The sequence below is a fragment of the Bacillus chungangensis genome, from assembly GCF_030812995.1.
Classification (GTDB): domain Bacteria; phylum Bacillota; class Bacilli; order Bacillales; family Bacillaceae_C; genus Bacillus_CF; species Bacillus_CF chungangensis.
Genome location: NZ_JAUSTT010000013.1, coordinates 13882 through 27264, shown reverse-complemented (window position 1 = coordinate 27264; position 13383 = coordinate 13882). Strand labels below are relative to the sequence as shown.

At 40.0% G+C, this 13383-nt stretch carries 10 protein-coding genes; 4 read left to right on the top strand and 6 right to left on the bottom strand.

The features are described from left to right. Positions 1-59: 59 nt before the first annotated feature. The 6 genes from J2S08_RS11605 to J2S08_RS11580 form a co-directional block, all read right to left on the bottom strand. Positions 60-707 carry a 3-oxoacid CoA-transferase subunit B gene (locus J2S08_RS11605; RefSeq protein WP_307229648.1) on the bottom strand — a complete coding sequence of 216 codons (648 nt, stop codon included), beginning with the start codon at positions 705-707 and terminating at the stop codon, positions 60-62. A gap of 17 nt (positions 708-724) precedes the next feature. Further along, the gene (locus J2S08_RS11600; protein ID WP_307229647.1) at positions 725-1420 is read right to left on the bottom strand and encodes a CoA transferase subunit A; all 696 of its coding nucleotides are present in this window, start codon (positions 1418-1420) and stop codon (positions 725-727) included. 17 nt (positions 1421-1437) lie between these two features. Then, positions 1438-2823 (bottom strand): GntP family permease, encoded by a 1386-nt coding sequence (locus J2S08_RS11595; protein ID WP_307229645.1) that lies wholly within the window; start codon positions 2821-2823, stop codon positions 1438-1440. Positions 2824-3826: 1003 nt separating this feature from the next. Continuing rightward, complete coding sequence (locus J2S08_RS11590; protein WP_307229643.1) at positions 3827-5506, bottom strand: sigma-54 interaction domain-containing protein; 1680 nt, start codon at positions 5504-5506, stop codon at positions 3827-3829. Between the two features lie 79 nt (positions 5507-5585). Further along, positions 5586-6761: an acetyl-CoA C-acetyltransferase gene (locus J2S08_RS11585; RefSeq protein WP_307229642.1), complete on the bottom strand. Its 1176-nt coding sequence runs from the start codon at positions 6759-6761 to the stop codon at positions 5586-5588. Next, entirely contained in the window at positions 6762-7703 is a 942-nt protein-coding gene (locus J2S08_RS11580) for a 3-hydroxyacyl-CoA dehydrogenase family protein (protein WP_307229640.1), read from the bottom strand. It abuts the gene before it with no gap. Between the two features lie 372 nt (positions 7704-8075). On the opposite strand from J2S08_RS11580, the gene J2S08_RS11575 reads away from it, so the two are divergent. From J2S08_RS11575 to J2S08_RS11560, 4 genes are all read left to right on the top strand, one after another. Continuing rightward, entirely contained in the window at positions 8076-8849 is a 774-nt protein-coding gene (locus tag J2S08_RS11575; RefSeq protein WP_307229637.1) for a 3-hydroxybutyrate dehydrogenase, read from the top strand. Positions 8850-9473: 624 nt separating this feature from the next. Continuing rightward, positions 9474-9854, top strand: coding sequence for a BlaI/MecI/CopY family transcriptional regulator (locus J2S08_RS11570; RefSeq protein ID WP_307229636.1), 381 nt, complete (start codon positions 9474-9476; stop codon positions 9852-9854). Further along, positions 9851-12253: a M56 family metallopeptidase gene (locus tag J2S08_RS11565; protein WP_307229634.1), complete on the top strand. Its 2403-nt coding sequence runs from the start codon at positions 9851-9853 to the stop codon at positions 12251-12253. The genes J2S08_RS11570 and J2S08_RS11565 overlap by 4 nt, the downstream gene beginning before the upstream one ends. A gap of 94 nt (positions 12254-12347) precedes the next feature. Continuing rightward, the gene (locus J2S08_RS11560) at positions 12348-12941 is read left to right on the top strand and encodes a copper amine oxidase N-terminal domain-containing protein (protein ID WP_307229632.1); all 594 of its coding nucleotides are present in this window, start codon (positions 12348-12350) and stop codon (positions 12939-12941) included. The last annotated feature ends 442 nt before the right edge of the window (positions 12942-13383 follow it).

The window sequence follows — 13383 nt, the reverse complement described above, 5'->3', positions numbered from 1 at the left end:
AGATCAAAAAAAACCGTTATCTAGTCAACCTAGCAACGGCTTTTTTTCACTTTCATCTATTAAACTTTCAGCGACTCGCTCACTAAAAATGCAGCCTCCGTTTTTTCACGCACTTCTTCAAGCGTAACACCTTCTTGCAGCTCAACTAATTTCATGCCAGCTTTATCAAAATGAAAAACAGCAAGATCGGTAATCAAGCAATGTACAACTGCTTGACCTGTTAAAGGCAACGTACATTCCTTTTTCACTTTTGTTTCACCATATTTATTTACATGATCCATGATCACAACAATTCGCTTTGCCCCGTGAACAAGATCCATCGCTCCACCCATGCCTTTTACCATTTTTCCTGGGATCATCCAGTTCGCTAAATCACCTTGTTCTGAGACTTCCATACCGCCGAGAATTGCCAATTGAATATGACCGCCTCGAATCATTGCAAACGACTCTGCACTATCAAAGTACGAAGCGCCCATTTTAGCTGTTACCGTTTCTTTACCAGCATTAATGAGATCCGGATCGATCTCTGTTTCCTGTGGATAAGCACCAATACCTAACAAGCCGTTTTCTGATTGCAACATGACATTATATTCACTTGGGATCATGTCAGCAATGAATGTTGGCATTCCGATCCCTAAATTGACACACATGCCATCTTGAATTTCTTTAACCGCCCGTTTCAAAATTTTTTGTCTACCATTAGTCATCAAAACATCCTCCTTCTCTATTTACTAGCAGTTGTTATTTTTTCAATTCTCTTTTCATATTGTTTACCAACAAACACCTTCTGGACATATACACCAGGTGTATGAATATCATCAGGATCCAACTCACCTAGTCCCACAAGTTCTTCTACTTCCGCAATTGTCACTTTTCCTGCTGTTGCTGCTACTGGATTAAAATTTCGTGCTGTTTTGCGAAAGACTAGATTGCCGAAAGGATCAGCTTTCCATGCTTTAATAAACGCATAGTCGCCAACAATACCTTCTTCCATTACATATGTCTTTCCGTTAAATTCTTTATGCTCTTTTCCTTTCGCTACCTCAGTACCAATCCCAGTTGCGGTATAGAAAGCTGGAATTCCTGCTCCCCCTGCACGCAAGCGTTCTGCAAGCGTTCCCTGAGGAATGAGTTCTACTTCTAGTTCTCCACTTAAGAATTGCTGTTCAAACAGTTTGTTTTCTCCAACATAAGAGGCCATCATCTTCTTTATTTGCCTATTTTCAAGGAGAAGACCGAGTCCCCAGTCATCCACTCCACAGTTATTGCTTACAATTGTTAAATCCTTCGCACCATGCTCACGTAAACTAAGTATGAGCTTCTCTGGTATTCCACATAATCCAAAGCCGCCTACAATGATTGTTGAACCGTTTTTTATTTGTCTAATGACATCATCTATAGTGGATATCACTTTTTCCATCTTCTCATCTCCATTTTTTACATAAATAATGTCGCTGCAAAAGCAATGATAAACACTGTCACTGTTTTTAAAATTGTGACGATGAAAATATCCTGATAGGATTGGCGATGTGTAAGCCCAGTTATCGCAAGCAAGGTAATGACTGCTCCATTATGAGGCAATGTATCCATACCTCCAGAAGCCATCGACGCAATCCGATGCAGCATTTCTGGACTAATGCCCACTTGCTGAGCTAAATTCAAATAATGGCTGCCCATTACTTCCAAAGCGATCGATAATCCTCCAGAAGCAGAACCTGTAATTCCAGCAAGTACGTTAACAGCAACGGCCTCCGAAACAAGCGGATTACTGCTCGCATTGAATACCCCGTTTTGAATGATTGTAAATCCAGGTAAGGTTTTTACTACATTGCCAAACCCGACCTCTGAAGCTGTATTGAAAATTGCAAGCAGAGAACCCATAGCTGCAGCAGTTAATCCAGTTGTCAACTTCAATTTAATACGTCTAATATTGAGCAGCATAGCCGCCAAAATGCCAATCATCAGTGCGACAATCAATGACCAGGAAGATGTGATCGTATTTACATTCGTAATATTAAATGCATCTGCTAAAACGGTTTCATCATACCAATTTTTAACAGATATTGCACTGCGGCTAAATATGAAATTAAACCCTACTACTAAAATAAGTGGAAAAATTGACAGCCAAAAGTTTGGGAGCTTTGTTTCCCCTGCGCTTTCTGGCTCATTCGTGTGTCCAGTGCCATAACCTTCTCCTTTGGCGAGCGCTTGCTTGCGTCTATGCTCAAGCCAAAGTATTCCTCCAATAAAGATCATAATAGCGCCTATAATTCCTACTGCTGGAGCCGCATATGTATCTGTCCCAAAATAATTTGTCGGAATAATATTTTGAATTTGCGGTGTACCAGGCAAGGCATCCATTGTATACGTAAAGGCTCCTAATGCAATCGTACCTGGTATAAGTCGCTTAGGTATATTTGCCTCCTTGAAAATAGCTGCTGCAAATGGATATACCGCAAATGCAACGACGAACAAAGAAACGCCGCCATATGTCAATGCTGAACAAGCAAGAACAACAGCCAATATTGCTCGTTTCGAACCTAAAGATCTAACAATTGTTTGAGCAATCGAAGCTGCTGCTCCGCTTATCTCCATTACTTTCCCAAATATAGCTCCTAGGAGAAAAATAGGGAAAAATGATTTTATATAGCTTGCTGCATGAGACATGTAGACCTCCGTATAGCTGGGCAACAAATGGCCGCCGGATAAAAACACAGCTAATAACGTGACTAACGGTGCAACAATAATGACCGGAAATCCTCGATAAGCCAAAAATATGAGCAGCCCTAGTGCTAAGACAATAGCTAAAATTTGAAAGAACAATATAAATCCCCCTTTGTAAAAACACTCCTTTAAGGCCGATCAGCTATACAATCAATGCACTTCTCCCAAAGCAATTCAATAGTCATGAATCGGCTTCACCCTTTGTTCTTCAAACACTTCAATATGAAACTCCTTCCAAAGTCTCGAAAACTTAAAAAGCCCTCTTTTTAAACCTTTTCCTCTCCTACTTACGATAGGCTGGCTTCTTTCCCCGCTTTTTACAGCTTCATGATTCCAAATAAAGCTGCCTTCCCCAAGTCAGCCTATTCAAATTAGAAAAAAACAAAACGCTATTATGATGACTTCTAATAACCTTGCAAACTATTACTAAACCACTCGCCTAATACATTGCAAGTTACATGCCAATCTAAAAATCGATAAAATTGCTCTTTATTATGACGCATGCTCCATTCTTTTATGTACATATAAAGTGGGACTCAATTTTTAAAAATCGATGTTAAAGTGAAACTTTCATCAGTGGGGGGTTCCTCTCATCCCCCATACAAAAGATCTCAAGCTAAAAGCACGACGTCCTCGAAAAAGGAAACCCGCTTATTCTTCGTGCGATGTATCCCTGCCGAAGCTTCCTTGTCCTGTCGCAACGCTTTTAGTGATCTACGTCCTCGAAAAAGAAGTTCACTTTTTCTTCGTGTGATATTGATTCAAGAAGCTTTCCTTTATCCTTGTAGACCCGAACCAATCGGACATTTGACTTTCAGTTATCCCCTACCTAGACTTCTTCGATTCTTCTTACTTTTGAGGTAGAGGTCTTTCTGCCAGTTAGATGTGGGATAAATGATGTCTTAATAAGTATAAAAACCCAGCTTTCCTGAAAAACTGTTCGGATAACTGAACAGTATCTTCCTTAGCCTTTATAAAGTGTCCGGCTTTCATTACAATACTCATTTCAGGCTATCTTCATTGTTTGGATTGCCTTACAAATACCATTTTCAGGTATATAATATTAAAAAACTATCCTCTGCCAGGGGCAAAGGATAGTTACTTATAATAGCAATCCATGCTTATTCATTTTTTCATAAAGAGTAGTCCTACTAACCTTTAGCTGCTTTGCCGTCTCTGACTTATTGCCATTGGTTAACTTCAAACAAGCAACAATCGCATTTCGTTCCGTTTCTTCTAAAAGATCGGCTAAAGGACGAGCGATTATTTCTTCTTTTTGCCCCGTAATCTCCTCAGGCAAATGGTGAGGTGTAATGACATCCCCTTCATCTACTATGTTCAAAGCCCGCTCGATGATATTTTCAAGCTCTCTTATATTTCCAGGCCACGAGTACACAGTCAATAAACGTTGTGCATGATCATTGATTCTCTGTACATGTTTTTTCATTATCTGTTCATATTTGTTCAGAAAGTAGCTAACAAGGGTCTCAATATCCTGCTTTCGTTCTTTTAATGATGGAATGTTGATTTCCATTACCTTTAACCGATAAAATAAATCAAGGCGAAATTCACCCTTTTCCACCATCTCTTCTAAATTTCGATTCGTTGCCGCAATCACTCTCACATCAATGGGCGTACTGACAGTGGAACCAACCCGTTCAATTTCTTTTTCTTGCAAGACACGCAAAAGCTTCACTTGCATATGTATAGGAAGCTCGCCAATTTCATCAAGAAAAATCGTCCCGCCATCTGCTGCCTCAAATTTCCCAGCTTTTCCACCCTTTTTTGCGCCGGTAAACGAGCCTTCTTCATAGCCAAATAGCTCAGATTCCAGCAGCTCAGCAGGGATCGCCGCACAGTTTACTTTCACAAAAACCCCCATTGCGCGTCTGCTTTCATTATGAATTGAATGAGCAAATAATTCTTTTCCAGTTCCTGTTTCTCCCAAGAGCAGCACATTGGAATCACCCCTAGATGCCTTTTTCGCCTGATTTTTGGCATCTATAAATGAAGGACTGCTTCCAATTAAATCATCGAATGTATAAGAAGCCTTGTTGCTTTCGCGAAAGTCTCCTTTGTATTTCTTCAATTCTATTTCTAGGGAACGGAGACGCTTGAATAGTGCGGTAAATTGCCCAACATTTTTAAACAAAATCTTCCCTACTGCCCCCACTACCTTGCCTTGTTTAAACATTGGCGACCTTGTTGCAATAATATAATTTTTATTGATTTTTTGAAGTTCAGCTGTCTCTTGTTTCCCTGTTTTTACAACTACATGCATACGTGTATTTTCAATTACTTCGGTTACATGTTTCCCAATGGCGCTTTTTTGATCAACACCTAAGAAATCTGCATATGCCTGCGTTAACAGTTGGATATACCCATCTGTATCAACCATCACTAGGCCATCATAGGCAGACTCCATCATATCCTTTAGCAAAATCTCTTGATTTTCTTCTATATTCAACAATCGATTAGATGCATTTGTAAATGAAAATAGGTAGAGATGATAAACATCTTCCAATTCCTCGAGCTGCATTTTCCTTATGACAACGTCCTTATTTGGCAAATGAATATGTGTGGTTGTCTCTAGAAGCATATTTCTTTCAAGAATGATAGATAGATTAAACTCCATTGCATTCTCTTCAAAATGTTTGGATAATAATTGGTTACAAAAGAAGACCTCTTTTTCATTCTTAATCATTAATACCCCAAATGGCAATCGTTCTAAGAACGCTTTCATGATGAACAACAGATTAGAATCGTCCTTGATCATTCCCATTCTCCTTACTCCCATCATTTCTATATCATTATAGCATAGTGAAAACGAGGAAATCTGTTTCCATCTTACTCGCAATTGATTATCTTTCTATTATTAATGCCGTTCCTTGTCCTCCACCAATACATAAAGTAGCAAGTCCACGCTTGGCCTGCCTCCGTTTCATTTCATATAGCAATGTAACAAGGATGCGTGCTCCCGAAGCGCCAACAGGATGTCCTAATGCAATACCGCCGCCGTTCACATTCACTTTGTCTTTATCTAGTTTAAGGTCTCTCAACACAGCAAGAGATTGTGCTGCAAAAGCTTCATTCACTTCAAATAAATCGATATCTTTTACTGTCAGCTTCGCTTTATCCAACGCTTTTCTTGATGCAGGCACTGGCCCGTATCCCATAATGGTCGCATCTAGCGCCGCATTGCCATAAGATCTCATCGTTGCCAGAATGTCTAAGCCTAGTTCATCCGCTTTTTCCTTCGCCATTAATACGAGCATTGCCCCCCCATCATTAATCCCAGAGGCATTGCCTGCTGTGACTGTGCCGTTTTCTTTAAATGCTGGACGAAGTTTTGCAAGCTGTTCAATCGTTAAACCGTGGCGTGGATGTTCATCTTGATCAGCAACAATTGCCTTGCCTCTTTTTTTCATTTCAACAGGCGCAATTTCCTCAGCAAAAATTCCTGAAAGCTGAGCCTTCTCTGCCTTTAATTGACTTTCTAGGGCAAACTCATCTTGCTGTTGTCTACTAATTTTCCATTCTTCGGCGATATTCTCAGCAGTTATTCCCATATGATATTGATGAAATGCATCTGTTAATGCATCGTATAGCATCGAATCAACCGCTTCGGCATTGCCCATTTTTTTCCCCCACCGAAATTGCGGCAATATGTATGGAGCATTGCTCATGCTTTCAACACCACCAGCTAGAATCACATCCGCATCTCCAAGTGAAATAAACTGCGCTCCCATTATCACTGTCCGCAGCCCTGATCCGCATAGCTTATTAATCGTGAACGCGGGAGTACTCTCAGGGAGTCCTGCATGAATAGCTACTTGACGTGCAACGTTTTGACCTAATCCTGCTGAAAGGATATTGCCGACGATCACTTCATCAATTAATTCAGGTACAATTCCTGCACGTTTGATTGCTTCTTTAGCAGCCACCCTTCCTAATTCTACTGCTGAAACGCTTGCCAGACTGCCTCCAAACGAACCTACAGGTGTTCTTGCAGCTCCTACAATCACAACTTCTCTCATTTAATGATCCTCCTTATTTTTAAGTCTCTCCAATTGAATGAGCTGGCGATCTCTTTTCCTAATTTTGTTGGGAACGAGAGCCGCGTCATAGCTGAATATGCCCTCTCCTGTTTTCGTTCCGAGTTTGTTCTCTTCTACTAGCTGACGAATCATCTTGGGAGCCTCGACACTTTGATCCAACGCAGGAGCGACATTTTCGAATACCCTTTGCCACGTATCCAATCCGCCAAAATCGGCTATTTCAATTGGTCCTGTGAATGCCCAACGAAAACCTGGCCCTGCAGTGACAGCAGCATCGATATCTTCAGCACTGGCAACTCCTTCTTCTAATAGATAGAAAGCTTCACGCATTAATGCAGTCTGCAACCGATTGGCAATAAACCCAGATATCTCCTTTTTAAGCAGCACTGGCGTCTTCCCAATGCTGCGAATCAAGTTCATCGTTGTATCAACAACATCCTTTCTTGTTCTCTGATGCTTTACAATTTCAACTAAAGGCACTAAATGACCTGGATTAAAGAAATGAGTAATGATCATTCTTTCAGGGAATTTCGCCTTCTCAGCAAGAGTAGAGATTGGAAAAGTAGACGTATTAGAAGCAATAATCGTCTCAGGGCCAATCAGTGCATTTAATTTTTGATACAAATCCCATTTCAACTCAATGACTTCAGGTATCACTTCAATGATCACATCTGCATCTCGAACCGCTTCAGCCAATTCTCGCTTATAGATAAGATTCTCAGCTGCATCCTGTTTCTTTTTTTCTGACAATACTCCTTCTGCTGCAAGCAGTGACAAATTGTCTAGAATAAGCTGCTTTGCCTTTACAAGATTCTTTTCAGCAATATCATTCACTACGACAGCATATCCTCCCATCGCAAAGGACTGGGCAATTCCGCTTCCCATTACTCCCGAACCGATAACGGTAATATTTTTTACCATTTTCATGGCCTCCTTATTTCAGTAAAAGCGATCACCTCTATATACATGCAAAAACCGCGCCAAAATGAAAAAAGCAACCTCAACTTTAGAAAGAAAGGGTTGCAGCTCGTTTAAAGACGATAGTGGAAAATATCTTTTAAAAAATCCCTTACCATGAGAGATAGATAGAAATAACAACTAAGCTTTGTTGACAAACATATTTTTTTTCCAAATGAAATATGTTACACTTTTAGAGAAAACCAACCTCATTTTTCTATCAAACCTTCCCCACGACTTCATATTGTTTTCCCTGCTTACATTTATCGCTATTTTCAGATTTCTAATAGAACAGTTGCAGCTTAGACCATTACATTTTTTTTGGAGGAATGTATCATGGTACAAAATAAAGTGGCAATTATTACGGGTTCTGCAAGAGGAATTGGCTTTGAAATTGGTAAAATATTTGCCGAAGAAGGTGCGAAAGTTGTTTTATCAGACTTAAATGAGCAAGTGGAAGATGCAGCGCAAGAACTTAAAAATAGAGGACTTGATGTGATTGGTCTTCAAGCAGATGTCACTGTAGAAAAAGATATTGTTCTCCTCATTGAACAAACTAAGAAAAAATTTGGGCGTGTGGATATACTTATTAACAATGCTGGCCTTCAGCATGTTTCGCCAATTGAAGAATTCCCAACTGAAAAATTCGAGCTCATGATCAAGATTATGCTGACTGCTCCCTTTATTGCAATCAAGCATGTATTGCCGATGATGAAAGAACAAAAATTTGGCAGGATCATTAACATTTCATCGATTAATGGCTTAATAGGCTTTGCGAACAAGGCGGCATATAACAGTGCAAAACATGGTGTCATTGGACTCACGAAAGTAGCGGCTTTAGAAAGTGCTTCCTCAGGCGTTACCGTCAATGCGCTCTGTCCTGGGTATGTAGATACGCCATTAGTACGTGGTCAATTAGAAGATCTCGCCAAAGCAAGAAAAGTACCGCTTGCCAGAGTGATCGAAGAAGTCATCTACCCGCTCATTCCACAAAAACGCCTGCTTGATGTCAGCGAAATTGCTGATTATGCAATCTTCCTAGCGAGCGATAAAGCCCGCGGCATAACAGGCCAAGCAGTGGTACTTGATGGAGGATATACTGCACAGTGAAATAAAGTTTAAACTTCCATCAGTGGGGGTTTTTCCCATCCCCCACTGATAAGCAGTAGAACAAAGGCTAAGATCGCAACGTCCTGTTGCAACGCCTTTATGACCGACATCCTGTCGGCCCGAACCAATCGGACATTTGACTTTCAGTTATCCCCCACCTAGACTTCTTCGTTCCTCTTACTCTCGAGGTGGGGGTCTTACTGCCAGTTAGATATGGAATAAAACGATTCAGCCGCAGGAAAGATGCCGTTTTGCTTTCCTGCGGCTGAACGTTGCTAGATATGAATCTATCAAAACAGCTGCATTTTCATATAATTGCGACAAATGATAGCTTAAATTGAAAGAAACAGTTTTATAGTAAAGCTGTTAATCTATGATCATAGTTATATCCGTAATTGTTGTACGATTAAAATAATAGCTAAAGCCGATATAATCTACCGTATCATTTTACTTGACCACTTAGCTGTGCAAAAGCAGAAACTGAAAGGGTAGGATCAGAACCAAAGAAAAAGAATACTTTTTTTTAAGAAAAAAATAATGAATCACTTATTGACACCTACGACAACTTGTCGTATATTCATCTTACGACAAGTTGTCGCAGTAATAATCGGAGGTGCACACCCGATGAAAAATTTAGGAAAACTGTCTGAAACAGAAATGGAAGTGATGGAGGTGATCTGGGATTTAGCTACCCCCGTAACAGTTAAACAGCTTTTGGATATTTTCGACAGCAAAGACTGGAAAACTTCAACCGTATCCACCATACTGAAACGGCTGATCGATAAAGGGTTTCTGACAAAATCAATGAACGGGAAGGTAAATTTTTACGAACCTGCTTTGACATGGAGCGAGTACAAGAAGTACGAAACCCAAACTTTTCTTCATCGCTTATACAATGGGAAAGTAAAAAATTTTATAGCCGCTCTGGTTGATGATAATGAACTCAGTCAGGATGACATAGCGGAGTTAAAAGAGTGGTTTGTCCGCAAGGGTGGTAAGAAATGATGAGTTTTTTCCTTTCCCTCCTTATTACGTCATTCGTTGGTACGATCATATGGGTTTTGCAAAACTGTATTAAGCCTGTCACGCAAAAGGTATTTTCTCCGACATGGCATTACTATTCGGGCTTAATCCCTGTATTTTTTCTGCTTGGCGGTTCTGCTGCAATCATCAACGGACTGGTTCCGTTTATCCGTTCGATTATACCGGTACCGGATACCGACACCAATCTAACAGCTGAAACAATGACTGAAACGATGACTGAATCAATAACTGAAACAATGACTGAACCATTAGAACGCGTCATGCCTATCGAACAAACGGCAAGTCATTTCTCGTTTCTCGATCGAATGATGTCAGGTCCGTTGTGGCATGAAAATATAAAAGAGATGATTTTCTTCGCCATTCTGGTTTGGGCAGTGGGCACAATTCTTTTTCTTGCTGTACAGATAAAGCGGTATCTGGCCTTTAAGCGTTCGATTTTACAAAACAGCCGCGTATGTGAGACGGTGAAATGCCCTGTCAAGGTAATCATCAGCGCACGTGCAACAACTCCGATGCTTATGGGATTGTGGAAACCTATTGTTATTATGCCAGATATCCAATTGGGCGACAAAGAGCTGGCTATGATTTTATCCCACGAGCTCGTTCATTTAAAGCGCGGCGACCTACTGGTGAAACTGATCGTACTCGTTGCAAATGCAGTTCACTGGTTTAATCCTGCGGCTTATTCGCTCAACAAACAGTTAGATATGCTTTGCGAACTCTCCTGTGATGAAAAAGTCGTTCAGAATATGGATACGGAAAGTCGCAGGCTTTACGGAGAAACGATTTTATCAATGCTGGAGTATGGTGTCAAGCAGAGAAATGTTGTTTGTACGAGTAGTTTTAACAATTCTAAAAAATATATAAAAAGGAGATTGAATAATCTTATGATTGCGAAAAAACCAAAAAAATCGATGATTGTGCTCTCAGCTGTTGCTGCAATTTCCCTAATTGGAAGTGGCGGGGCCGCTACGTATGCTGCTACATCGATCGTCCCCTCTGAGAAAGCGCTATCTAATCAAGCAGAATCACTATCTAATCAAGCAGAATCACTATCTAATCAAGCAGAAAAGCTAAGAAAATCCTATGAGTTGACTGCCTATGAGTTGACTGAGAAGGTTAGACCATATCTCGACAAGGATCTTCCGGTTCCACAAGAATATCTGAATGCTATTAATACGCTTCCCCTCCTTAATAGTCTTAATGATCTTTATGGATACGTATCCTCTAAGGAAGGGTTATCTAATAAAGAGGAAACGCTAAAAAAGATCAATGAGTTAAGAGAGAAGGTTAGTCCGTATCTCAACAATGGCCTTTCAGTTCCACAAGAATATCGGGATGCTTTTGAAGAGCTTGATGATACTATTACAAATTATGCTCTCCTTACTAGTCTTAATGATCTTTATACAAACGTATCCTCTAAGGAAGAGTTAGCTAATAAAGAGGAGACGCTAAAAAAGATTAATGAGTTAAAAGAGAAGGTTAACCCTTATCTCAACAAAGGCCTTCCTGTACCACGAGAATATCGGGATGCTATTCATTCATTAGTACAACAATCCAAGGGTGCTAGGGGCGATGGTTACATCCAACATTCAGATGGAACCGTCGAACACGTTGATAAGGAGGGGAATCGGACCCCGCTTCCTCCTATGAAAAATCATTTTGACCCAAAGTTTGACGAGGAAACGCAAAAAAAATACGATGAGTTGAATAAGAAGATGAACGCGTATATCAACCTAGGGATTCCAGCACCAGAGGACTATATAAATGCGATTAATGCGCTTCATCTCTTTCATACTATTAATGATCATTATGCTTATATATCCTCTAAGGAAGGATTATCTAATAAAGAGGAAACGCTAAAAAAGATCAATGAGTTAAGTGAGAAGGTTAGCCCGTATCTCAACAATGGCCTTCCAGTTCCACAAAAATATCGAGATGCTATTCAAGCGCTTGATTACCTTAAGGCTTTTAATGATCATTATGCTTACGTATCCTCTAAGGAATGGTTATCTAATAAAGAGGAGACGTTAAAAAAGATCAATGAATTAAGTGAGAAGATTAGCCCGTATCTCAACAATGGCCTTCCAGTTCCGGAAGAATTTGCAAATGAGTATCATCCGCTTCATCTCCTTCGGACTATTAATAATCACTATGCTTACGTATCCTCTAAGGAAGGATCATCTAATAAGGAGGAAATATTAAAAAAGATCAATGAGTTAAGTAAGAAGGTTAGCCCGTATCTCAACAATGGCCTTCCAGTTCCAGAAGAATATAGTATTGAGATTAATAAAATGGAAGATTATATTATTGAGACTTATGGAATTGAAGATTATACTATTGCCGAGCGTAAACGATAGATTTCACTGATTTCTTCCGTATCCAAATCAAATCGAAATGAGTTTTATGGAATAAAACCTTTTGCTGGCAAATGAAGAAGTGGAGTTGATTGAATTGTTACAAAGAAAATTAAAGTATATTGCACTTAGCTTCCTTTTCGCTTTAGTGATTAGTGGAAAAACTGCGAATGCCGCCGAGGATTTCTTCTTTTGGTCGGATGTAGTGCCTGTACCATCATGTTACAACAGCCCCGATGGTTCTCCGAAAGAAATGGGTGTTATAAAAGATGGCAAGAAAATAATAATCGATGCTCTCCCTTGTGAGGAGGCGATAAAAAACCGTGTCTTAGTCTTTGTGAATGGGAAATATCTCCATACTTATGTCGATACCCACGGAGCCGATCCATTTATTGAAAATGGTCGAACAATGATTCCGCTTCGGGCAATTGCAGACGTATTCGGATTTGACGTGAAATGGGATGAAAAGGAAGGAAAAATTACGCTTACAAAAGACGGCAAGATCATCATTTTACATATCGGTAAACCGGAGATACTCGTTGACGGCAAAACAGTATCTTTTGAAGGGGCAGTACCGATGGTGAAAAACGGCTATACATTTTTACCCGTCCGACAGCTTGCCGAAATACTTGAGATTAAAGTTAATTGGGATGGAGATAAACGGTTAGCGACGTTTACGGATAAAGAATAAAGTGAAACTTCCATGATTGGGGGTTTTCTCTTATCCCCCAATCATGGTTAGTTGAACCAATCGGACATTTACTGGCAGTTATCCCCCAGCACCTAGACTTCTTCGATCCCTCTACTCTTGAGGTGGGGGTTACTGCCAGTTAGATGTGGGATAAATTATTTACGAACTGTCTTTCAGCCTTAGTTTGGTTCGCTGGACCTGAACTAAGGCAATTTTTTTTGAAATCATGTTTGTTCTTGTTGCTGAAAGTTCAGTCGGGTTGACGTGAGACTGATCTTGTACCGAAAAAATGCCCTCAAGTTTCAACTCTTTAACTATTCATTCGTGTTAACTTTGAGCCACGTATTTCTCAGTAGGATATTTTGCTTTTATGTAAACGTTTTTACACTGAAACAATAAAAGCCAACATTTCTCTCATTGTTTCTAAGTAAATGTTGGCTTT